The following is a 21,388-nucleotide window of genomic DNA, read 5'->3' as shown; positions in this document are numbered from 1 at the left end:
AGGATCCTTAAAATGAGGATGATAAAATAATAAGATGAAGCCTTGAGGAGAAAGATTATATTATGAAAATGAAGAAGGTAATGACCCTTTGCCTGGCAACCGTTGTCGGCATGGGAGTGCTTAGTGGATGTGGAAGCACAAAGAGTGAATTCAAGCAGTATGCAAAATGTGCAGAGGTAAGTGATTATGATGGCGTTGAATATGTTCCGGCATCCAGAGAGGTGACACAGGATCAGATCAATGAGAAGATTGATTCATTCTGTACAGATAATAATATAGAGACAAAGGATTATGACAGTGCCATTAAAGATGGTGATGATGTCAACATCAATTATGTAGAAACGATCAATGGTCAGGAAAAGAATAAGAATGATGATGAAGCCGGAACCAGTGTTGTTATAGGCAAGGATGCATTAGCACCGGGACTTGATGATCAGATGATCGGATTAAAGCCTGGTACAGAGAAGAAGATCACGATCACATATCCGGATGATTATTCTGATACAACAGTAGCAGGAATGGAAGCTGTATTTGATATAAAGATCAATTATATCAAGATAACGACGACACCGGAATATACAGATGACCTTGTGAAGTCGGCTACAGATGGTAAATATACAACGACGGAGGATTATACCAAGTATCTGACAGATGAGCTTCAGAAGGATACAGACAAAACTGCAGACAGTACTGATCGTGCAAATGTATTAAAGGCAATCAAAGAGAAAACAACATTTAATCAGTATCCGGAAGGCGAAATTGATTCCTATGTCAAGAGTGTTATGGATAATATCGAGTCCAGTGCCTCCCAGTATGGAATCGGCGTACCAACATTCTTACAGTATTTCTATGGATATACAGATGAATCTGCATTTGTTTCCTATCTTCAGAGCACAGTTGAATCTGTAATGCAGGAGAAGATCGTTGTCAGCTCGATCGCGTTAGAAAAAAATCTGGTCGCAAATGATAAAGAGACTGATGCATATAAGCAGAAGCTGATGGATGATAATGAAGTAGACGAGGATACGATCAACTCCAAATATTCAGCGAGCGATCTGAAATTCTATGCAACAGAGGAAAAGGTTCTTGATTATCTGATGGGTACAGCTGTTCAGGTAGATTCAACAGAAGCAAGTTCAGAAGATGCATCGGAAGATGGTTCCACTGAAGCAGAGAGCACAGAGTCAACAACAGAGGCAGCTTCAGAGGCAGAATAAAAAAATTGACGTTTTTACAAAATTTGTTTTGACAAGAAGCAGATGACGTGCTATATTAAACGAGTGCGTGAGATAAAGCACGTTTTCATGCAGTTGTGGCGGAATTGGCATACGCGCATGATTCAGGTTCATGTCCACTTACGTGGGTGTGGGTTCAAGTCCCATCAACTGCATTGATATTAAGGAAAAGAAGTCTTAGTTTTAAGGCTTCTTTTTTCTATATACAGGTTTGACATTACAGGGAAACTGGAATATAATGTAGGATACTTGTGAGAACTTAACGGAAAACACAGATATTGTTTAGGAGGTAGTCGGCGATGGCTGAAAAGAAACAGGTAGTTACCTATACAGGACTTAAAAAAATTGAAGAAGAACTTCAGGATCTGAAGGTAAATAAACGTAGAGAGATTGCTGCCAAGATCAAGGAAGCAAGAGAGCAGGGAGACTTATCTGAGAATGCTGAGTATGATGCAGCAAAGGACGAGCAGCGTGATATCGAGGCAAGAATCGAACAGTTAGAGGCTATCCTGAAAAATGTAGAAGTCGTTGACGAGGACGAGGTTGATACAGAGGTTGTCGGTATCGGTCGTACCGTAACAGTATATGATTATGAATTTGACGAGAAAGTTGTGTTCCACATCGTTGGTTCAACAGAAGCAGATATCATGAAGAACAAGATCTCTGATGAATCACCGGTTGGTATGGCATTAAAGGGTGCGCGCGTTGGCGAAGAAGTAACGGTAGAAGCACCGGACGGAGAATTCAAATACAGAATATTAGATATCAAGAGAGCAATCTAATAAACAGAATGATCAATATAGTATAGTATAGAAAGAGATTAAACAAAGATGGCAGAGAATAAGCAGAACAATCAGGCTAAGCCACAGGATGTAAATAAGCTGTTACAGGTTCGTCGTGAGAAGCTGGCAGATTTACAGGCGGCTGGCAAGGATCCATTTGAGATTACAAAGTATGATGTGACTTATCACAGCACAGATGTAAAGGAAGCATATACAGCACATGAAGCAGAGCTTCTCGCAGGCAGACAGGAACCGGATGTAGAAGGGCTGGATGATGCACAGAAGAAGGAAGTGCTGAACAACGATTATAACGAGAGAAGAGCAATCATGGATGCATCACCGATCCATGTTAGCATTGCAGGACGTATGATGTTCAAGCGTGTTATGGGTAAGGCATCCTTCTGTAATATTCAGGATCTGAAGGGTAACATTCAGGTGTATGTTGCAAGAGATCAGATCGGTGAAGAAGCTTATGCAGATTTCAAGAAATCCGATATCGGTGATATCTATGGTGTAAAGGGATGGGCCTTCCGTACAAAGACAGGAGAGCTTTCTATCCATGCAGAAGAAATGACACTTTTAAGCAAGTCATTACAGATCCTTCCGGAGAAGTTCCATGGCTTAACAGATACAGATGTCAGATATCGTCAGAGATATGTAGACCTTATCATGAATCAGGAGAGCAAGGCAGTATTTATCAAGCGTTCACAGATATTAAAGGAGATTCGTAACTTCCTTGCAGGTCGTGATTTCATGGAGGTTGAGACTCCTATGCTTGTTGCAAATGCAGGCGGTGCGGCAGCAAGACCATTTGAGACACATTACAATGCATTAAATGAGGATGTAAAGCTTCGTATCTCTCTGGAATTATATCTGAAGCGTCTGATTGTAGGTGGACTGGAAAGAGTTTACGAGATTGGACGAGTATTCCGTAACGAGGGTGTTGATACAAGACACAATCCGGAATTTACGCTGATGGAATTATATCAGGCATACACAGACTATGAGGGTATGATGGAACTGACAGAGTCCATGTTCCGTTATCTTGCTGAGAAAGTTTGTGGAGGCACAAAGATTTCCTATAATGGAATCGAGATTGATTTTGGTAAGCCATTTGAGCGCCTGACCATGAATGATGCAATCAAGAAATATACCGGAATCGACTTCGATCAGGTAGAAGATGATGCAGCAGCTAAGAAGCTGGCTGATGAACACAATATTGCATATGAAGAACGTCATAAGAAGGGTGATATCATTAACCTGTTCTTTGAGGAGTTTTGTGAAGAAAAGCTGATTCAGCCTACATTTATCATGGATCATCCAATCGAGATCTCACCACTGACCAAGAAGAAACCTTCTGATCCAAGTAAGGTTGAGCGTTTCGAGCTGTTCATTAACACATGGGAGATGTGTAATGCATATTCCGAGCTGAACGATCCGATCGATCAGCGTGAACGTTTTGCAGCACAGGATGCAAATGCAGCAGCCGGTGATGATGAAGCAGAACACACAGACGAGGATTTCTTAAATGCATTGGAGATTGGTATGCCTCCTACAGGTGGTATCGGTTATGGTATCGACCGTCTGGTTATGCTGTTAACTGATTCGCAGGCAATCCGTGATGTGCTCCTCTTCCCAACAATGAAGTCCTTAGATGGTGTAAATAAGAAAAATGATGTAAATAATACAGCTTCTGAAGCACCTGAAAAAAATGTAAAAACTGAGTCTGAAAAGATTGATTTTTCTAAGGTAAAGGTAGAGCCTTTATTTGAGGAATTTGTTGATTTTGATACATTCAGCAAGTCAGATTTCCGTGCAGTAAAGGTTAAAGAGTGTGTTGCAGTACCGAAGTCAAAGAAACTGTTACAGTTTACTCTTGATGACGGAACAGGCACAGACAGAACCATTTTAAGCGGTATTCATAGCTTTTATGAGCCGGAAGAACTGGTTGGAAAGACTCTTATTGCTATCACAAATCTTCCACCGAGAGCTATGATGGGCATTGACTCTTGCGGTATGCTCCTCAGTGCTATTCATGAAGAAGAAGGCGAAGAAAAGCTTCATCTTCTGATGGTTGATGACCACATTCCGGCAGGTGCAAAGCTCTATTAAGATGATGTAAAGATGTACCGTTTTACCAAATAGACGGGACGTACTTCATTTGATAAAAAACTGAAAAAACAGCGATTTACATCAAACTTACATCATTTGATGCAGAAATCGGTGCAAGCAAGAAAAAATCGCATAATTAGTGCAATGAGTGGGCAATTCCAATCGGAGTTGCCCATTTTTAAAACAAACAGAAATACAAATCGAAATTTGTAGGAATAGGTATTCAGGAAAATATACAGAAAATCACGCATTTGTGGGGATGATACGAATCGTGTCATACATGTGAAAGAGCGATTCTTGCGTCATTTTACGCTTTTTGATAAGGTGAAATCGTCGAAAAGACAAACCAATATAGAAAGGACGTATAATGATGAAAAAGAATGGAAAACAAGTTTTATTTTTAGGAGGTATATTTATTATAGCGTTTGCAATATGGACAGCTTTGATTCAGATGGTAGACGTGCAGCCACTGGGGCAGAATGCAACGAATATTGGATTTGCAACATTCAATTGCTGGTTTCATCGTTTAACAAATGTTAATATGACAATTTATACGATTACCGATTGGATGGGTCTGATTCCTTTAGTTGTATGCCTGATTTTTGCAGGTATTGGACTGGTTCAGTTAATAAAGAGAAGAAGTCTCTTCAAAGTGGATCCCGATATCATTATCCTGGGAGTTTATTATGTTATAGTGATACTGGCATACTTCATTTTTGAGATCATCCCAATCAATTACAGACCAATTTTAATCAATGGAATTATGGAGGCTTCTTATCCTTCTTCAACGACTCTACTGGTATTGTGCGTGATGCCGACTTTGGTTGAACAGATCCAGCGAAGAATGTCATGTTCTACATTGAAAAGAATCATAACGATTCTAGCAATCGCTTTTTCTGTATTCATGGTTATCGGCAGATTGATTTCCGGAGTACATTGGTTTACGGATATTGTGGGTGGTGTATTGTTAAGTGCCGGATTATTTACTGTTTATAAGGCAGTAGTTATGCTAACAATAAAAAAGTGAAATAAAAAAGGAGGTGAAGGAGGTGGAATTCCATGAAAAGCTTCAGGAATTAAGAAAGAGCCGAGGTTTGACACAAGAAGAACTAGCCGAGGCATTATTTGTTTCAAGAACTGCAATTTCAAAATGGGAATCCGGAAGAGGATATCCGAGCATAGATTCATTAAAGGAAATATCCAGATATTTCTCTGTGTCCATTGATGAGCTGTTATCCGGAGATCAGTTGGTTTTGATTGCTGAAAAAGAAAACAAGTCAAATCTCAATGGTCTATGTGACTTGTTATTTGGATTTACCGATTTGCTCTCTTTGATGCTTATTTTTCTTCCATTGTATTCCAAACCGGTTGATGGATATATCTATTCAGTAAGTCTTATTGAGTATGTAGATAATGAAATTTGGATTCGTATGACATACTGGGGTCTTTTTATCGCATTAACGATTATTGGAATTGTGAATATTTTAATGGTCAATTTCAAATTTGAAAAGGGAAAAAAGGTGATTACTTTTTTGTCTGTAGGGCTTAGTATTATTACTGTTTTGTATCTGGCGATTGCGAGAGAACCATATGCAGTAACAGTGGCTTTTCTGTTGTTACTTATAAAAGAAGGTCTACTTTATAAACGAGCTATGGACGGTCGATAAGGAGTTGAGCCATACAAATTCTAATTTTTGAAACTGAGAAATCGGAACTTGTAGGTGCGATTGATGAAAATTATTGAAGTTAAAGAAAATAAAAAACAATATCTTGATTTGCTCCTATTAGCAGATGAGCAGGAAGATATGGTTGACCGTTATCTTGATAACGGCAAGATGTATGTACTTGATGATAATGGGGTCAAGTGTGAGTGTGTCATAACCGATAAAGAAAATGACATACTTGAAATCAAGAACATTGCGACAGTTCCAGAATATCAAGGGAAAGGTTATGCAAGAGCCTTAATTGAGTTTATTGTTAATAATTACAGAGAGCAATATGCCATTCTACAAGTGGGAACAGGCGATAGCCCACTGACAATACCATTTTATGAAAAGTGTGGTTTTGTCCGTTCGCATATCATATCAAATTTCTTTATAGATAATTATGACCACCCAATCTATGAGAGTGGAATACAGTTGGTAGATATGGTGTATTTGCAAAGACCGTTATAATTTAAATTCAAGTTTATGGAGAGTCACCGTTATGATTAGAGAATTTCAAATGGATGATATAAATAAAGTTGCAGATATATGGTTGGATACAAATATAAAGGCACATAATTTTATCCCCGCCGAATACTGGAAAAGCAATTTCAAATCAGTAAAAGAAGCGTTGTTACTAGCAGAGGTTTATGTGTATGAGTATGATACAGAAATACAGGGTTTTATAGGGTTAAATGATGAATATGTTGAGGGCATTTTTGTTTCTGGTGAAATGCAATCGCAGGGTATAGGTAAAATTCTGCTGAATTATGCAAAGGATAAAAGGAATAAGTTGCACTTGAACGTATACCAAAAGAACGCACGGGCAATATCTTTTTATAAGAGAGAAGGATTTGAGATTCAGCATAGTGGCTTAGATGAGGCTACCGGAGAAAAAGATTATGTAATGACATGGCAACACAAATAGAAATTCAAGTTTGCCAACTTGCCCTTTGAGAGAGGAGAAATCCCTTTCTCAAAGGGCTTTTTCTATTTATACGGATATTCGCAAACTACAAGATAAAGCCAAAACTTCATATACTCTAAGCACAAGGAGGTTGAGGTTTGGCTATGAATAACAGTTTAGCAGAAGTACACCCAGAGCTTGTTTCGGAGTGGTCGGAAAAGAATTTAACGCTTACGCCTGATGACATTACTTTCGGTTCAAATAGAAAAGTATGGTGGAGAGGTGCTTGCGGTCATGTATGGCAGACAAGCGTTAAGGCTCGTTCTAATGGAGAGAAATGTCCGATATGTTCCGGTGCGAGAGTGATTGCAGGTATTAACGATTTGGCGACATTAGAGCCACTATTGGTAAAGCAGTGGTCGAAAAAGAATAAGATAAAACCGATAGAGGTTTCTATTGGTTCTCATAAGAAAGTGATATGGAGATGTAAAAAAGGTCACGAGTGGGAAGCTGTCGTTAAGAGCAGGACAATAAATAAAACGGGTTGCCCGTATTGCTCTCATAATAAAGTGTTGGCAGGATTTAATGACCTTGCAACGCTTCTGCCGGATATAGCTGCCGAGTGGTCGGACAGAAATTATCCGTTACTTCCAACTCAGGTTACGGTCTTTGCCAATCGTAAGGCGTGGTGGAAGTGTAAGGATTGCGGCAGAGAGTGGAACACCCTTATTTCTACCCGTTCCGGTGGGAGTAAATGCCCGTATTGCAGTGGGTACATATTCTCGAAAGGGTTTAACGATTTGCAGACAACACACCCTGAAATTGCTTCGGAGTGGTCGGAGAAGAACTTGCCTTTGAAACCTGATGAAGTAAATGCAAAGTCGAGGAAAAACGTCTGGTGGAAGTGCAGAAAATGCGGTAATGAGTGGAAATCCGTTGTCAATGCCCGTGTGAAAGGCACGGTATGCCCCGTTTGTGCAGAGAGAGAAGTCCTTGCCGGATATAATGATTTGGCGACAACGGACAGTCAGCTTCTCAGTGAATGGGATTATGAACAGAATAAATTGAAGCCGACAGAGGTATCACGAACTTCAGCAAAGAGAGCGTGGTGGAAATGCAGGCACGGTCATTCATGGAGTATGAAGATAAATGAAAGGACGATATTGAATAAAGGCTGCCGAATTTGTGAGCAAGAATATTTATCTCTATTTCCTGCTTTGGCTGTCAGCTATTATTCTAATAAGAAAGGCTTGAAAGCAGAACTTGGTTCTGACCGATTGCTTGGAGTTCCGCTTGAAACATACATACCTTCAGAAAAGTTGGCTATTGAGTCAGGAAGTGCTGACGAGAATATAGAAATAATGAAAGCATATATGTGTGAGCAACGAGGAATAAGACTGATTAAACTGCCGATGAAAGGCACTGAACTGGATTATGCCGACAGCTTAAAAAGAGCTTTTCAGAACGTACATATATTTATTTCTTCCGATACCGAGGAAGATGTAGAGATAATCAAAAATACATTTGAAAGATGGAGGGACAGCCAATGAGAGAGAAAACCTATCATCTATACTTAAATGAAGAAGAACGAAGCCGAGTGATACAATCGCTCATTGAACTGAAGAACAATTTAGCAGCCCAGGGACGATACACAGACGCAGTAGATGATGTCCTCTGCAAAGTGCTTGGAGCAAAGAAAAAGAAATTGAAAATTGAATACATTTAGAACGTTGATTTGCCGTCTGTTTCCTAACCGGAGCAGGCGGCTTTTTTATTTCAAAAATTTTTTTGAAATATTTTTGGAAAAGCGGAGATTTTGGGTGTGCATTTCATACCCCTTTGTCCAAATGAGTGAAGGGGTTCATTCCGGATAGCAAAAACGGAAGCCTTTTCGCTTGAAAATTGAATAAGTCATTCACTAAGACTTTATTTCTGATGATAGCCACTTTAGCAGGTACGCCGTGATTTCTGTATTTCAGAATAGCGAGAACTCCGGTTATGAGTATCAGGTTGCTCCTGATATGGCGATGACAGTCAGAATGATAATGATACTTCTCTACGGAGCTGGCGGAGTACCCGGCAGAGGTTAGAATCCTATGATACAGATAAGCAGTCTGTTCCTTAGTGACTTCCCATAAGCATTTTGCTTGGCAAGGGGTGTTGAGAACAAGTATTGCTATGACCGATTAGGAAATGAGTCGGTCAGGTACATAGCCATAATGCGGTGGCTATGAATTTTCAGAAAGGAGGGCAAAAAGAAGTGTCAAACTGCAAAACGATTTCCGTATGTAATCAGAAAGGCGGAGTCGGAAAGACCACCACAACAGTTAATCTTGGAGTCGGGCTTGCAATGCAGGGCAAGAAAGTATTGCTCATAGACGCAGACCCGCAGGGCGATTTAACGACTTGTCTTGGTTGGCAGGATACAGACGGCTTGGGTATCACGCTTGCAACGAAACTCACAGATGTAATCAATGAAACGATGACAGACCCTATGGTTGGTATCCTGCACCACGAAGAAGGTGTTGACCTTGTTCCGGCAAACCTTGAGCTTTCAGCAATGGAATTTAACCTTGTAAACGCAATGAGCAGAGAAACTACACTCAAGAATTATCTGAGTCAAGTGAAGAACAGATATGATTATGTAATTATAGACTGTATGCCTTCACTTGGTATGGTTACTCTCAATGCTTTATCGGCGGCAGACAGTGTTATCATTCCGGTTCAGGCTCAGTATTTGCCTGCAAAGGGGATGACACAGCTTGTGCAGACCATTTCTAAAGTAAAGAAGTATATCAATCCAGATATTAAGATAGATGGTATGCTACTTACTTTGGTGGATAGCCGAACAAACCTTGCAAAGAGTACGGTGGAAGCACTCAGGGCAAACTTCGGTAATCAGATAAGAATGTATCGAACACAAATCCCGATTGCCGTGAAAGCTGCTGAAACTTCTTCCAAAGGCAAAAGTATTTATGCTTATGAGCCAAACAGCACAGTGTCTAAGGCATACGCTGAATTTACAAAGGAGGTGTTAGCCGATGGCAGGAAGAAAGAGCGACTTCACTCTCACGAAGCTCGATGATTTATTTACCACGCAGGCACAGAGAGATGAAGAACAGCTTTCAAAAATCCGAGATATTCCATTGGAGCTGATTGATGATTTTCCCGACCACCCGTTTAAGGTCAGGGACGATGAAGATATGATGCAGCTTGTGGAGAGTGTCAAGGAAAGAGGAGTGATTACTCCGGCAACGGTAAGGCAGAAAGTGGACGGCAGATACGAACTTGTTTCAGGACACAGACGAAAGCGAGCGTGTGAACTGGCAGGATTTGAAACCTTGAGAAGTGAGATTGTAGACCTGAACAGAGATGAAGCGACCATTTTAATGGTTGAAAGTAATTTCCAGAGGTCAGAGATATTGCCGAGTGAAAAAGCATTTGCCTATAAAATGCGTTTGGAAGCAATGAAAAGGCAGGGGTTTCGTTCTGATTTGACTTCTGACCCAGTGGGGCAGAAGTTCTCTGTTGAGAAAATCGCTGATAATTCAAATGACAGCAAGACGCAAATACAGCGTTATATTCGTCTGACAAATCTTGTCCCCGAACTGCTTGAATTTGTTGACGAGGGGCGTATTAAAATGCGTCCTGCCGTAGAACTTTCCTATCTTGATGAAGATTGCCAGCGTGATGTGGTTGATGAAATCGACCTGAATGACGCTACCCCGTCACACGACCAGACAATCCGTATGCGAAAGTTATTCAACGAGGGCAACCTTACAACAGAAGCAATCCACGCTGTTATGTCTGAGGAAAAGCCGAACCAAAAGGAAAAAATCGTGTTGAGGGGCGACAGAGTAAGACAGCTTATCCCGAAAAATATTCCCGTCAGTCAGACGGAGGATTTTGTCTGCAAGGCATTGGAGCATTACAACAAGTTCTTGCGTAATCGTGCAGAGCGTGACAGCAGATAGCCTGTTTTACAGTTCCCCTTTCTCACACTCTAACCCCTTAGTTATACTTTTACCTACCGAAAATGATATATACTATCTCACTTGAATATAACTATCTCAAAGTATATGTCTATCTCTAAGGGGCAATCGCACAGTATGAACGGACAGGAGGTGTATGGTAAAATGAAAAATTAACGAAAAATTCGCATTTGTTTTTCGGCAGGTAAATCTTGTCGTAAGAGAAAATCCACAAAGGCACATCGTAGAGATACGGTGTGTTTTTCAATTTTTACAGGAGGAAACGCAATGATAAAGTCAAAATTCAAAAGAGTCACGTCGCTTTTCTTGGCGACCCTTATGTGTGTGACCACTTTTGCAGGCATTGGCTCGACAACAGCATATGCTGCTTCGGGAGAAAAAGCCGATGTTTATATGGTCGATTTCCCTCGTGATGGCGATGCTAATTACGATGGGGTATGGGGACACAGTAATTTGACCTTGAAAAATGGTTGGCATACCGGACGTTCTAATTTTACCAATCTTAAGGCTATTGGCTCATACTCAGGCAATGTTGCTTATTGTATTGAGCCGGGAATTTCGCTCAAGGTCGGTCAGACAATGAATAAGTATGACGAAAATTATTTTAATAACCTTGCATCCAACGGGGTTATTTCCGGAGATGAAATCCGTCTTTTCGTTGGTCGTATTTTACAGTATGGCTACCGTGGGACAATCTCGACATCTTGGAGGTCACAGAATGAAGCAGCAGCAAACAGCATTGCACAGGCTTATACATTGAAAGTAAAAGTGGCTGTTATTTCAATGTAAATACAACGAAGACTCCGGCGAGTATGAGGCAGGTTCCAATGCTCGGTTTTGTGAAAGAAGCATTTGAACATGAGAAACAGAAGCAGGAAGATTTAGGACTTCATTGCGAGGTCACGATTGACGGATATACAGATTTTATTTTCATCAATCGTTTTGGTCAGGTACAGCACCAAGCCACACTCAACAAAGCAATCCGAAGAATTATCCGTGATTGCAATGATGAGCAGTTTTTGCACAGTGATGAACCTGATGTGTTACTTCCTCATTTTAGCTGTCACTCGCTTAGACATACATTTACAACAAGAATGTGTGAAGCTGGAGTAAATATAAAGGTCATTCAAGATGCACTTGGACATTCAGATATTTCAACTACACTGAACATCTATGCTGATGTTACAAAAGAAATGAAAGCGGCAGAGTTCAAAGGATTGGATAGCTATTTCAAAGTATAATATTGGACTTCACATACAGAAAGAGAACATACAGAGTGTTGTGTGTTCTTTTTTCTTGTTCTGAAGCAGGAAAAGATAAGGCAACGTTACTTTGATGTGGATTGACATTGTAAATAAGAGAAGTTATAATTTCTTGTATATGAATATGCTCTTGCATATACTACTATCGCCCTACATCATTTACATCATATTTTACATCATTTGCCCGCAAAGTGACTCAAAGTAGAGCAAAAATATGAAGTAGGGGGGATAATTGGAATATGGAGAATTTAATAGTATTAACACCAGCTTGGTCGAGTATGAAAGAACCACAAAAAGGGTCCCAACAATGAAGTCGTTGAATAGCGAGAACTAGGATTTATGCGGGTTTGCAGAGATATTACAGGAGATGGTACGACACTTAGTACGACAAAATTCAAAAACAAAATACAATAATATTCCGCTTAGTGCATAGAAATTAAATATTTGCAAAATTTTAAGGACACTTTCCATTAAGAAATTTTTGGAAGGTGTCCTTTTTGTGTCATGAGATAAAACTAAGAGGAGTGATCAGATGTTAAAGATTAGACTTCAGGGAACAAAGAATGATATACGCTGGTTTGTCCGTCTGCTTCAGAGAGATAAAAGATTTGAATTGAATAATGTCTCGACTTTTTTTGACAATGTGGGGACAGATAAATACAAGCGTGTATATGCAGAAGTGTCGAGAAAGAAAACGGATTCTGATAAGAAATCCATCAATGCAAAACAGTTGAATGAACAATGCCACTATGTAGGAAGTGGCATGGTGATTCGATAGAAATGGAGGTACAACGGTATGTGTAAGGTGATAGCAATCGTGAATCAAAAAGGTGGCGTGGCAAAGACTACGACAACAGTAAACTTAGGTATAGGTTTGGTAAGAGAAGGTAAGAAAGTACTGCTTATAGATGCGGATAGTCAGGGATCCCTTTCATCAAGCCTCGGCGTGGCAGAGCCGGATGAGCTTGACGTGACACTCTCGACAATCATGGGTAAAGTGATCAATGATGAAGATTATGGAAAGCGGGAAGGGGTTATTGTACATGAGGAGGGAGTATCTTTTCTTCCATGCAATATCGAACTTTCCGGACTGGAAGTCACATTGGTAAATACCATGCGGAGAGAGTACATATTGAAAGAGTACATAACAAGTGTAAGAAATCTTTATGATTATATATTGATTGACTGCAATTCCAGTCTTGGCATGGTGACAATGAATGCCCTTACTGCGGCTGATTCAGTCATCATACCGATAGAAGCAGCGTACCTTTCCGTAAAGGGTTTACAGCAGCTTATTACCACTCTTGGCAGGACTAAGAAATATTTGAACCCTAACCTTGGAATAGAGGGAATCGTTTTTACAAAGATGGTTGGACGTACCAATTACGCAAAGGAAATCAAGTCCATGGTGGAAGAAATTTATGGCAAAAATGTCCGTGTGTTTGGTGCGGTTATCCCACATTCTGTGAGAGCGGCAGAGACTTCCGCAGAGGGTGTGAGTATATTCAAGCATGACCCAAGAGGAAAAGTTGCGGCGGCGTATAAGAAGCTCGCAAAGGAGGTGCTTGCAGATGAATAAATCCAATAGTGCTTCCAAGATAAAGATGAAATCATTTGACGATCTGTTTGGTACAAACGAAAATCTGGAACAGGCAAATGCAAATGGTGGTGAAATTCGAGAAATACCTTTAGCAAGTCTGCATACATTCAGAAATCATCCGTTTCAGATTCATGAAGATAAGCTGGAGGAAATAGTAGAGAGTGTCAGACAGTATGGCGTGCTTGTTCCAGGGATTGCGAGAATGCGACCGCAGGGTGGTTATGAAATCATTGCCGGACACACAAGAAAAGCTGCCTGTGAACTTGCCGGTCTTGATACCATGCCGATGTTCATTCGCAATCTGAATGATGAAGAAGCTACCATTGTCATGGTGGACAGTAACATTCAGAGAGAAGATATCTTTCCAAGCGAAAAGGCAAGGGCGTATAGTATGCGTTACTATGCCATGAAACATCAGGGCATTAAGGGAGATAAGGGTAGTAGCCTTGATATCATGAGTGAGGAAACCGGCGAGAACGCAAAGAAGATTCAGCGATATATCAGACTTGCAAAGCTCTCTGATGAACTGCTTGACTTTGTTGACAGGAAAAAGATTGGTTTTATTCAGGGTGTTGATCTTTCGTATCTGAACGAGGAGCAGCAGCAGTGGGTACTCGATATAATACTCGACAGGAATATATTCCCTAATATAGAGCAGTCGGCAAGACTAAAGGCATCCTGCCGGGAAAATATGCTTACACAGGAAGAAGTGAGGAACATCATGCTTCCGGAACAGGTGTTAGCAAAGCCGAGAAAGGTAACGTTCAAGGCAGACAGATTGGATGACTACTTTGATGAAGGATATACGGAAGAAAAGATTACAGAGGTTATAATAAACCTCTTAGATGAATGGAAGAAAAGAGGTGAGAGGGCATGACTAATATTGTAAATACCGGTAATGCGTCGGTGGATGCGCTGGCAGAGATGAGCATTAGTGGCAATGTTACACCGGTAAATTGGTATAAAACAATTTTGCGTGAAAATGGCAAGCCATACCTTCTCGCTATCTGTGTGTTGTCGGAAATCGTGTATTGGTATCGTCCTGTGGAAGTACGGGACGAGCATAGCGGCATGACAATTGGTTACAGAAAAAAGTTTCGAGAGGATTTGCTACAGAAAACCTACAATGATTTTGCCGAGCAGTTTGGAGAATCACGGAGAAGTGTGAAGGCAGCGTTTGACAGACTAGAGGAAATCGGTGTGATCCGTCGTGAATTCCGTAACATAGAAACAAATAGCGGAATGGTTTTAAATAATGTCATGTATATTGATCTATGCGTTGATAGACTTTACACATGTACATATCTGAACATACCAGGAGATGACGAAGATGTAGAAAACACAGGGGAAGAAATACAAAAACAGGCTGAAAACCAAGCAAATAAGTCTGTTACAAAATTTTGTACCTCCTCATACAAAACTTTGTATGACCCTCCTACAAAATTTTGTACCACCCTCTACAAAATTTCGTATGACCCTCCTGCAAAATTTTGTAACACCCTACCACAAAACGATGTACCACCTCATACAAAGTTTTGTAAGACAAATACAGAGAATACTACAGAGAATACGGAGGAGATTACCTATCCTATCATTCCATCAGGCACAGGCGTGAAAACTGATACGATGGATAGGATGGATGAAGTGCGCTCATTTATCAAAGATAATATTGATTATGACGGATTGCTTCAATGCCATCCTACAGAGAAGATGGACATAAACGAATTGGTGGAGCTGATGGTTGAGACCATAGCGGTTAAACAGCCAGTAATCCGTATCAATAAATATGATTTCCCATATGATGTTGTTCGGAGCAGATTGGAGAAGATAGATTTTCATACGATGGAGTATGTGCTGGAATGCCTGCGGAATAATACTACAAAGGTACGCAACATACGAAGCTATATGCTCACGACACTGTATAATGCTCCTGTAACATGTAGTAATTACTATAAAGCAGAAGTAAACCATGACTTCTATGGTAAGTAACGATTCATAGCTGCTGGAAACAGCAGTTGACTATATATTTTTCACCTTCCCTTCCTTTTGAGGGGCAGGAGGGCACACCTGCCTCTCGTTTTAAGGGGATTGCTGCAAGTATGATTCTTTGATATAATCAATGCTACAGTTTTACAAATCGGAATTTGGAGGGGAATAACATGAATAGATTTGGTGTAAAGCTAATTCTTTCAATCGTTTCTTTTTTGGCAGTCAATATCTGGCTTATAGGTAAGGGTGTAGCAAAGGGCGCTGCTGACTTTTTCATATCTGCAACGGTTGAGGAAACAATACTATTTATCATTTTACAGCTATTAGTTGTACTGATATATTTTATATATCCTCTTACGGTAAAAAAATATAAAATCATTTACTGGTCTGTATCTGAAGCCTTAGTCATTATTACAGTTCTCTTTTGGGGAATATTTATTGTCGGTCCGATTTGGTTAAAATAAGCAAATTTGAATTTCTCTCGCTGTCTGGTTTGATATAAAAATTTGATTATTTGAAAAAATCAAAAAATAACGTAGCGTGATATATTGCTTGTCACGCTACGTTATGTACTAATATGGACCTTGAAAGGAGGCAGGATATGTCATTATACACAACAGGAGAGCTTGCAAAGAAGTGCAACGTTTCAGTAAGAACGATTCAATACTATGATGAAAGAGGTATTTTGGTGCCAACAGATTTGACGGAAGGGGGACGAAGACTGTTCTCCGAAGAGGATGTTGCCACATTGGAAACGATTTGCTTTTTAAGAGATTTGGATATCTCTATAAAAGATATTGCTGAAATATTGGAATCCGAAGAGTCAAAAAAGGTAATCGAACTTTTGCTTGATGAGCAAGAAAAAAATATTCAGGCGGATGTCAAGAAAAAAACGAAACAATTAGAAAATATTAAAGGCATAAGAAGTTCTTTGGCTTCTTTCAAGGATGGGTCGCAAAAAACAATTCATGACATATCATCGATTATGGAGGAAAAAGAAAAGCGAAAGAAAATGTACAAAAAAATGCTGATCATAGCAATTCCGTTAGAAATTGTCGAAATTGTTACTTTTGTGATTGGTATATTAAAAGGAATCTGGTTGCCATTTTTTGTGGCCATGGCAGTGATTCCTATTTGTGTAGCAATTATGTTTGGCTATTGGTACAAGCGGGTAGAGTATCTCTGTCCGGAATGCCATACCAGATTTCAGCCAAAGAAATTAGAAGCATTCTTTGGAAATCATACGCCAAAGACACGAAAGCTAACTTGCCCTACCTGCAGGAGGAGAATCTGGAGTTTGGAAGTATATAGAAAAGAGGTGGATGCATAATGGAAACAATTAATTTGAGTAAGAAACAATTTGTGATATACATGGCAGTCGCATTTGGACTAGCTTGGATTTTAGAAATGATAGCAAGTGTTTTTAGTAATAATGGAAATCAGATAGTGTTTACTGTTATAGTGATGATTACCATGTTTATGCCGTTCCTTGGTGTACTGGTAGCCAGAATCCCGCTAAAAGGTATGGGATGGGTACCACATTTAAAAGGGAAACTTCGTTATGTATTCTTTGCCCTTTGGATGCCGGCGTTATTAAGTATCCTTGGAGGGGTCTTGTTTTTTGTGATTTTCCCGGATACATTTGACTCTGAATTTATGACGTTAAGAGGTCTTTTAGAGGAAGCGGGAGCGTTGGAACAGTTCGAGGCACAGGGTATCACGATACCAATGTATCTGCTGATTACGTCTGTTCAAGCTGTGACAATTGCACCATTTCTGAATATGTTTGTCGCATTAGGCGAAGAGGTTGGTTGGAGAGGTGCGCTGTATCCATATTTGAAGAAGAAGCTGGGTGTTACTAAGGGTCGAATTGTAGGTGGTACTATTTGGGGGGCTTGGCATTGGCCGATTATGATTTTGGCTGGATATGAGTATGGTAAAGAATATATTGGCGCACCGGTACTTGGTCCGATTGTGTTCTGTGTCGCTACTATTATGATGGGGATATTATTTGATTATGTATATGAAAAGACAGAGACCATCTGGTTGCCATCTCTTATGCATGGTGCTACCAATGCATTTACTATTTTTGCATATCTGGTAAAACCTGATTATTCCAATATGGCAATACTGGGACCGGCATATATCGGTATTATCAGTATGATTCCGATGATTGTTATGGCGGTCATTATTTGTGTAAAGAAGAAGAGGGATTGAGTATTAAATGGATATTCAATCGCACTAACAAATTTCAGTTTGTAGAATCAAGAAAATCGGAATTTATCAAGCTGTTAATTTTGAAAATTTCTTTGAAAATCTATTGACTCCTACGCAACGTAATAGTTTACGATATGTTTATCGAGAGGAGGAAATGACAATGATGACAGTGAATGAGGTAAGTAAATTAACAGGAATGAGTATACGCACTCTGCAGTATTATGATACCATTGGTCTCTTAAAACCTATTGAATATACAGAGTCAGGTTATAGGCTGTATGACGATACATCCTTGGAAAGGCTGCAACAAATTTTACTGTTTAAAGAATTGGAATTTCCGCTTAAGGAGATTAAAAAGATAATTGATGCCCCTAACTTTGACAGGAATAAAGCATTAGAGCAGCAGATTGAATTGCTTACTATGAAAAAAGAGCATCTTGAAAATCTTATTAGTTTCGCTCGAGGAATAAAAGGAATAGGAGTGAAATATATGGATTTTAAAGTATTTGATACAACAAAGATTGATGAGTATTCTAAACGAGCAAAAGAACAATGGGGACAAACCTCTGAGTATAAGGAGTTTGAAGAGAAAACAAAGAACTGGACGAAAGATGATGAAGCTACTGTTGCAAATGAGTTTATGCAATTATTTGTTGAATTCGGACAAATGAAAGAAATGGACCCAGAAGATGAACAGGTGCAGTTGCAGGTAAGGAAACTTCAGGATTACATTACAGATCATTTTTATACATGTTCTGATAAGATTTTATGCGGTCTTGGAAGAATGTATGCCGGTGGAGGAGAACTTACGGAAAATATTGATGATGTTGGAGGAGTTGGCACAGCAGAGTTTGCAAGTAAAGCTATTGATATATTTTATATGAGCGGAAGGTAAATTCCAGTAATACGCTCTGTTGATACGCTGATTTTTCTACGATATACTCCTTCAAAAAGGAGTGTGCTCTTATGGGTAGAGAAATTTATGACATCATCAATGACATGGCGGAAGTATTAAATGCATCGCAGATGGCAAAGGAGACAAAGAGAGGAAAGCATATTTTGATGCTAAGACCAAAATTCATTTGTTGAATTATATTGAATCAAGGACAGATAATAATATAGCGTTATTTGTGTCGTTAAACAAACCATACAGTAGACTTACTGAAAGCGGTGTGGAGTTACGATTACGAGAAATGGGGAAGAAGTTAGGTGTAGAAAAGGTACACCCACATAAGTTCAGAAGGACTATGGCCACCAGAGCAATTGAGAAAGGTATGCCGATTGAACAGGTACAGAAAATTCTGGGACATGAGCAAATAGATACAACGCTCAGATATGCAATGGTTAATCAAAACAATGTGAAGCTATCGCATCGAAAATATATTTCATAGATTGATTTGTAACGCAAAAGACGTTACAATAAAAGAAAGATGGAGGTGTATTCTATGGGAAAAACAGCAACATTAAATATAAGAGTAAATCCAGATGTAAAAGAAAATGCAGAAAGTGTATTGGCACAATTAGGGATACCAATGGCTACTGCTATAGATATGTATTTAAAACAAATATCATTAGTAGGAGGAATTCCTTTTTCTGTTGTATTACCAAAAGCGGCTAATTCAGTGAATGCAGATATGATGTCTGTTACACAGATTCATCAAAAGTTAGAAAAAGGATATGCCGATATAGAGAAAGGAAATGTTGAGGATGCAACTAGTGCGTTTGTGGCATTTAGAGAGAGGCATTAATGAAGCACTATAAGGTAGAGATTACAAAAGAAGCTTTGCAGGATATGGAAGATATATACAATTATATTGCTATAGATTTGCTTGCTCCGGATAATGCAATGGGACAATATAATCGCATTGCTGATGAAATACTTACATTAGACACTTTCCCGGAACGATTTAGGATTATGGATTCTGAGCCGGAAAAGAGAATGGAGTTGCGTAGAATGCTCGTCGATAATTATTCAGTATTTTACACAATCCGTGACGAAAGGGTAATTGTAACGGATGTGTTATACACGGCATCTGATATAGAAGCACGTTTGAGAGGCGAGCTATAAAAGCACGCGTTTATTTGAATTTGTCGACTTGTTAATTTCCAATTTTTAGTGATAGGGAGATACACAATGAATGGTTTGATTATAAAGGTACTCAGCATAAGTATTGCGGTAGTAACCGTAGTATACTTGATTATTTATAAAGGAAATACCATGATTACAAAGATATTTAGCGTGTGTATTATAGCAGCAATGGTAATATACTGGATTGTTTATGAAAGAAATACAAGAAAGCGAAAAAAACAGGAATTACAGCGTGATGACTATTTATTTGCGAAAGAAAACGATTTGCCGTTACAGATAAATTGGAATGAGATAAATGACTTTTTGTCAGATTCCGGATATGGTGTAAATATGCCAATGGAGAATTGGTTTATGATGGATTGGGCGATACAGCCCTGTGTGGAGAATGGTATAAAAGAAGGAAAGTTTTCTATGAAAGGATTTCGAGTGTTACAAGCTTTAAGTAACGATATGAAACACATTTTTTATGATGTGAGGTTTAATTATGACCGTGGTCCGGATATAGAAGATAAAAATAGGAAGTACGAAGCCGTAAAAAAGGTGTTGGATACAAAATACGCCGGTTTGTCAGAAGAAGTACGGAAAAATATATATGACCAATTTGTTAAGATATATGAAAGAAAAATCTAATTACAATACAAAGGAGGAAGCCGTTGGTTTTTTAATGAATGAAACTAATCTTACATATGAAGAATGTTCTAAAGCCAACGATTTCCATATTAGACTAAATAAGAAAAATTAATATACAATTCCAGTTTATAGAGTTAAAAAATATAAGTTAAGGAGGCATGTATTATGAAAAAAGTAATCTATCTGCTTGTATTATGTATGGTGCTGGGAATGGCTGGATGTGGAACGAATCAAGAAAATAAAGAACCTGTGTCTGGAAATGTGTCCGTAGAAACAGAAAATAAAGAAAATGATGATGTAGTACAAAATGAGCAAATAGCAGATACTGGCTCATATCCTCCATGTGTTATGGTTGATGGTGTTATATATAAAGACACAGGATATGTAGCGTCAATGCCTGGTTGTGGAACAATGGATGGAGAAATTGTGTCAACAGTGGCAGGGACAGAGTTACCATCTGAAAATAATCAATCAAATTTCGGAAGCGGATATCATTATCAAAGGAGTTCTGAAGGTCAGCTCATAGTAGTCATTGATGACGAACGAATCATATTTAGAGATATTGAAAAAGATGATACGTCTATTCCAATAGAGGTTATCAATTTTAATGCAAAAGTAAAAAAAATTACCGATGATGGAGAACTTCTTGTAACGCATGTGAGTACAGCTGAAGGCTTTTGTCAGATGAATGATGGAGAGTATTATGTATCGGCAGAAAATTTAGCGGAAGATGTTCAGGTGGGAGATATCGTTACAATATGGTTTAATGGAATGATTCAAGAAACATACCCTGCTCAATTGGGGGTAGTTTATAGAATCATTAAAACACAATAATTAGTCAAATTCCAGTTTGTAGGGAACAACAGATAA

Annotated in this window: 26 protein-coding genes, 1 tRNA gene and 1 pseudogene; all 28 read left to right on the top strand. The window is 39.1% G+C overall.

Translation table 11 applies throughout. The features are described 5' to 3' along the window. The first annotated feature begins 62 nt into the window (after positions 1-62). Positions 63-1,217 carry an FKBP-type peptidyl-prolyl cis-trans isomerase gene (locus WKT03_RS09865; RefSeq protein ID WP_340391738.1) on the top strand — a complete coding sequence of 385 codons (1,155 nt, stop codon included), beginning with the start codon at positions 63-65 and terminating at the stop codon, positions 1,215-1,217. An 89-nt stretch (positions 1,218-1,306) separates the two neighbouring features. Beyond that, positions 1,307-1,390 (top strand) — tRNA-Leu (locus tag WKT03_RS09860). Positions 1,391-1,534: 144 nt separating this feature from the next. Beyond that, on the top strand, positions 1,535-2,017 hold the full coding sequence (gene greA / locus WKT03_RS09855; RefSeq protein ID WP_340391734.1) for a transcription elongation factor GreA: 483 nt from the start codon (positions 1,535-1,537) through the stop codon (positions 2,015-2,017). A gap of 48 nt (positions 2,018-2,065) precedes the next feature. Next, positions 2,066-4,129, top strand: coding sequence for a lysine--tRNA ligase (gene lysS / locus WKT03_RS09850; RefSeq protein WP_117808638.1), 2,064 nt, complete (start codon positions 2,066-2,068; stop codon positions 4,127-4,129). Between the two features lie 370 nt (positions 4,130-4,499). After that, positions 4,500-5,156 carry a phosphatase PAP2 family protein gene (locus tag WKT03_RS09845; RefSeq protein ID WP_340391732.1) on the top strand — a complete coding sequence of 219 codons (657 nt, stop codon included), beginning with the start codon at positions 4,500-4,502 and terminating at the stop codon, positions 5,154-5,156. Between the two features lie 22 nt (positions 5,157-5,178). Further along, positions 5,179-5,796 carry a helix-turn-helix domain-containing protein gene (locus WKT03_RS09840; RefSeq protein WP_072522499.1) on the top strand — a complete coding sequence of 206 codons (618 nt, stop codon included), beginning with the start codon at positions 5,179-5,181 and terminating at the stop codon, positions 5,794-5,796. A 63-nt stretch (positions 5,797-5,859) separates the two neighbouring features. Then, positions 5,860-6,303: a GNAT family N-acetyltransferase gene (locus WKT03_RS09835; RefSeq protein WP_034880612.1), complete on the top strand. Its 444-nt coding sequence runs from the start codon at positions 5,860-5,862 to the stop codon at positions 6,301-6,303. Between the two features lie 31 nt (positions 6,304-6,334). Continuing rightward, complete coding sequence (locus tag WKT03_RS09830) at positions 6,335-6,760, top strand: N-acetyltransferase (RefSeq protein WP_117808637.1); 426 nt, start codon at positions 6,335-6,337, stop codon at positions 6,758-6,760. Positions 6,761-6,903: 143 nt separating this feature from the next. Further along, positions 6,904-8,289, top strand: a complete 1,386-nt coding sequence (locus tag WKT03_RS09825; protein WP_117808636.1) for a zinc-ribbon domain-containing protein — start codon at positions 6,904-6,906, stop codon at positions 8,287-8,289. Beyond that, positions 8,286-8,465 (top strand): hypothetical protein, encoded by a 180-nt coding sequence (locus WKT03_RS09820; RefSeq protein WP_055182540.1) that lies wholly within the window; start codon positions 8,286-8,288, stop codon positions 8,463-8,465. Before WKT03_RS09825 ends, WKT03_RS09820 begins: the two co-directional genes overlap by 4 nt. A gap of 235 nt (positions 8,466-8,700) precedes the next feature. Then, entirely contained in the window at positions 8,701-8,829 is a 129-nt protein-coding gene (locus WKT03_RS09815) for a hypothetical protein (RefSeq protein WP_255601781.1), read from the top strand. 170 nt (positions 8,830-8,999) lie between these two features. Then, positions 9,000-9,824, top strand: coding sequence for a ParA family protein (locus WKT03_RS09810; RefSeq protein ID WP_054754259.1), 825 nt, complete (start codon positions 9,000-9,002; stop codon positions 9,822-9,824). Beyond that, the gene (locus tag WKT03_RS09805; RefSeq protein ID WP_117808635.1) at positions 9,781-10,713 is read left to right on the top strand and encodes a ParB/RepB/Spo0J family partition protein; all 933 of its coding nucleotides are present in this window, start codon (positions 9,781-9,783) and stop codon (positions 10,711-10,713) included. The genes WKT03_RS09810 and WKT03_RS09805 overlap by 44 nt, the downstream gene beginning before the upstream one ends. A gap of 285 nt (positions 10,714-10,998) precedes the next feature. Beyond that, entirely contained in the window at positions 10,999-11,520 is a 522-nt protein-coding gene (locus WKT03_RS09800) for a hypothetical protein (protein WP_242996175.1), read from the top strand. A gap of 38 nt (positions 11,521-11,558) precedes the next feature. After that, on the top strand, positions 11,559-11,972 hold the full coding sequence (locus WKT03_RS09795; RefSeq protein ID WP_347475211.1) for a tyrosine-type recombinase/integrase: 414 nt from the start codon (positions 11,559-11,561) through the stop codon (positions 11,970-11,972). A 553-nt stretch (positions 11,973-12,525) separates the two neighbouring features. After that, the gene (locus WKT03_RS09790; protein ID WP_008400180.1) at positions 12,526-12,771 is read left to right on the top strand and encodes a hypothetical protein; all 246 of its coding nucleotides are present in this window, start codon (positions 12,526-12,528) and stop codon (positions 12,769-12,771) included. A gap of 18 nt (positions 12,772-12,789) precedes the next feature. Next, positions 12,790-13,572 (top strand): ParA family protein, encoded by a 783-nt coding sequence (locus tag WKT03_RS09785; RefSeq protein WP_008400179.1) that lies wholly within the window; start codon positions 12,790-12,792, stop codon positions 13,570-13,572. Further along, positions 13,565-14,470, top strand: a complete 906-nt coding sequence (locus WKT03_RS09780; RefSeq protein WP_117551424.1) for a ParB/RepB/Spo0J family partition protein — start codon at positions 13,565-13,567, stop codon at positions 14,468-14,470. The genes WKT03_RS09785 and WKT03_RS09780 overlap by 8 nt, the downstream gene beginning before the upstream one ends. Continuing rightward, positions 14,467-15,582 (top strand): DUF6017 domain-containing protein, encoded by a 1,116-nt coding sequence (locus tag WKT03_RS09775; protein ID WP_117551426.1) that lies wholly within the window; start codon positions 14,467-14,469, stop codon positions 15,580-15,582. The genes WKT03_RS09780 and WKT03_RS09775 overlap by 4 nt, the downstream gene beginning before the upstream one ends. A 170-nt stretch (positions 15,583-15,752) precedes the next feature. After that, positions 15,753-16,046 (top strand): hypothetical protein, encoded by a 294-nt coding sequence (locus WKT03_RS09770; RefSeq protein ID WP_004853536.1) that lies wholly within the window; start codon positions 15,753-15,755, stop codon positions 16,044-16,046. Between the two features lie 137 nt (positions 16,047-16,183). Beyond that, positions 16,184-16,912: a MerR family transcriptional regulator gene (locus tag WKT03_RS09765; RefSeq protein ID WP_055223570.1), complete on the top strand. Its 729-nt coding sequence runs from the start codon at positions 16,184-16,186 to the stop codon at positions 16,910-16,912. Next, a complete protein-coding gene (locus WKT03_RS09760) occupies positions 16,912-17,799 on the top strand; it encodes a CPBP family intramembrane glutamic endopeptidase (protein WP_117808633.1) in 888 nt (295 codons plus the stop codon). Before WKT03_RS09765 ends, WKT03_RS09760 begins: the two co-directional genes overlap by 1 nt. Before the next feature lie 160 nt (positions 17,800-17,959). Further along, positions 17,960-18,694 carry a MerR family transcriptional regulator gene (locus tag WKT03_RS09755; RefSeq protein WP_008402212.1) on the top strand — a complete coding sequence of 245 codons (735 nt, stop codon included), beginning with the start codon at positions 17,960-17,962 and terminating at the stop codon, positions 18,692-18,694. 118 nt (positions 18,695-18,812) lie between these two features. Further along, a pseudogene (locus WKT03_RS09750) lies at positions 18,813-19,190 on the top strand (tyrosine-type recombinase/integrase); the annotation flags it as partial. 54 nt (positions 19,191-19,244) lie between these two features. After that, complete coding sequence (locus WKT03_RS09745; protein ID WP_173784188.1) at positions 19,245-19,547, top strand: type II toxin-antitoxin system RelB/DinJ family antitoxin; 303 nt, start codon at positions 19,245-19,247, stop codon at positions 19,545-19,547. After that, complete coding sequence (locus tag WKT03_RS09740; RefSeq protein ID WP_008402216.1) at positions 19,547-19,867, top strand: type II toxin-antitoxin system RelE/ParE family toxin; 321 nt, start codon at positions 19,547-19,549, stop codon at positions 19,865-19,867. The genes WKT03_RS09745 and WKT03_RS09740 overlap by 1 nt, the downstream gene beginning before the upstream one ends. Before the next feature lie 66 nt (positions 19,868-19,933). Continuing rightward, the gene (locus WKT03_RS09735; RefSeq protein WP_008402217.1) at positions 19,934-20,518 is read left to right on the top strand and encodes a hypothetical protein; all 585 of its coding nucleotides are present in this window, start codon (positions 19,934-19,936) and stop codon (positions 20,516-20,518) included. Between the two features lie 165 nt (positions 20,519-20,683). Further along, entirely contained in the window at positions 20,684-21,352 is a 669-nt protein-coding gene (locus WKT03_RS09730) for a hypothetical protein (RefSeq protein WP_117808631.1), read from the top strand. Positions 21,353-21,388 lie beyond the last annotated feature (36 nt).

The organism is Coprococcus sp. HCN-4056 (assembly GCF_037892645.1).
In the GTDB taxonomy this organism is placed as follows: Bacteria; Bacillota; Clostridia; order Lachnospirales; family Lachnospiraceae; genus Coprococcus; species Coprococcus ammoniilyticus.
The sequence above is the reverse complement of the archived record's forward strand: the minus strand, read 5'-3'. Positions and strand labels throughout refer to the sequence as shown.

Coding starts and splice junctions, on each gene's coding strand:
- WKT03_RS09865 (WP_340391738.1), top strand. CDS start 63: ATGAAAATGAAGAAGGTAATGACCCTTTGCCTGGCAACCGTTGTCGGC.
- greA (WP_340391734.1), top strand. CDS start 1,535: ATGGCTGAAAAGAAACAGGTAGTTACCTATACAGGACTTAAAAAAATT.
- lysS (WP_117808638.1), top strand. CDS start 2,066: ATGGCAGAGAATAAGCAGAACAATCAGGCTAAGCCACAGGATGTAAAT.
- WKT03_RS09845 (WP_340391732.1), top strand. CDS start 4,500: ATGAAAAAGAATGGAAAACAAGTTTTATTTTTAGGAGGTATATTTATT.
- WKT03_RS09835 (WP_034880612.1), top strand. CDS start 5,860: ATGAAAATTATTGAAGTTAAAGAAAATAAAAAACAATATCTTGATTTG.
- WKT03_RS09830 (WP_117808637.1), top strand. CDS start 6,335: ATGATTAGAGAATTTCAAATGGATGATATAAATAAAGTTGCAGATATA.
- WKT03_RS09825 (WP_117808636.1), top strand. CDS start 6,904: ATGAATAACAGTTTAGCAGAAGTACACCCAGAGCTTGTTTCGGAGTGG.
- WKT03_RS09820 (WP_055182540.1), top strand. CDS start 8,286: ATGAGAGAGAAAACCTATCATCTATACTTAAATGAAGAAGAACGAAGC.
- WKT03_RS09805 (WP_117808635.1), top strand. CDS start 9,781: ATGGCAGGAAGAAAGAGCGACTTCACTCTCACGAAGCTCGATGATTTA.
- WKT03_RS09800 (WP_242996175.1), top strand. CDS start 10,999: ATGATAAAGTCAAAATTCAAAAGAGTCACGTCGCTTTTCTTGGCGACC.
- WKT03_RS09795 (WP_347475211.1), top strand. CDS start 11,559: ATGCTCGGTTTTGTGAAAGAAGCATTTGAACATGAGAAACAGAAGCAG.
- WKT03_RS09790 (WP_008400180.1), top strand. CDS start 12,526: ATGTTAAAGATTAGACTTCAGGGAACAAAGAATGATATACGCTGGTTT.
- WKT03_RS09785 (WP_008400179.1), top strand. CDS start 12,790: ATGTGTAAGGTGATAGCAATCGTGAATCAAAAAGGTGGCGTGGCAAAG.
- WKT03_RS09780 (WP_117551424.1), top strand. CDS start 13,565: ATGAATAAATCCAATAGTGCTTCCAAGATAAAGATGAAATCATTTGAC.
- WKT03_RS09775 (WP_117551426.1), top strand. CDS start 14,467: ATGACTAATATTGTAAATACCGGTAATGCGTCGGTGGATGCGCTGGCA.
- WKT03_RS09770 (WP_004853536.1), top strand. CDS start 15,753: ATGAATAGATTTGGTGTAAAGCTAATTCTTTCAATCGTTTCTTTTTTG.
- WKT03_RS09765 (WP_055223570.1), top strand. CDS start 16,184: ATGTCATTATACACAACAGGAGAGCTTGCAAAGAAGTGCAACGTTTCA.
- WKT03_RS09760 (WP_117808633.1), top strand. CDS start 16,912: ATGGAAACAATTAATTTGAGTAAGAAACAATTTGTGATATACATGGCA.
- WKT03_RS09755 (WP_008402212.1), top strand. CDS start 17,960: ATGATGACAGTGAATGAGGTAAGTAAATTAACAGGAATGAGTATACGC.
- WKT03_RS09745 (WP_173784188.1), top strand. CDS start 19,245: ATGGGAAAAACAGCAACATTAAATATAAGAGTAAATCCAGATGTAAAA.
- WKT03_RS09740 (WP_008402216.1), top strand. CDS start 19,547: ATGAAGCACTATAAGGTAGAGATTACAAAAGAAGCTTTGCAGGATATG.
- WKT03_RS09735 (WP_008402217.1), top strand. CDS start 19,934: ATGAATGGTTTGATTATAAAGGTACTCAGCATAAGTATTGCGGTAGTA.
- WKT03_RS09730 (WP_117808631.1), top strand. CDS start 20,684: ATGAAAAAAGTAATCTATCTGCTTGTATTATGTATGGTGCTGGGAATG.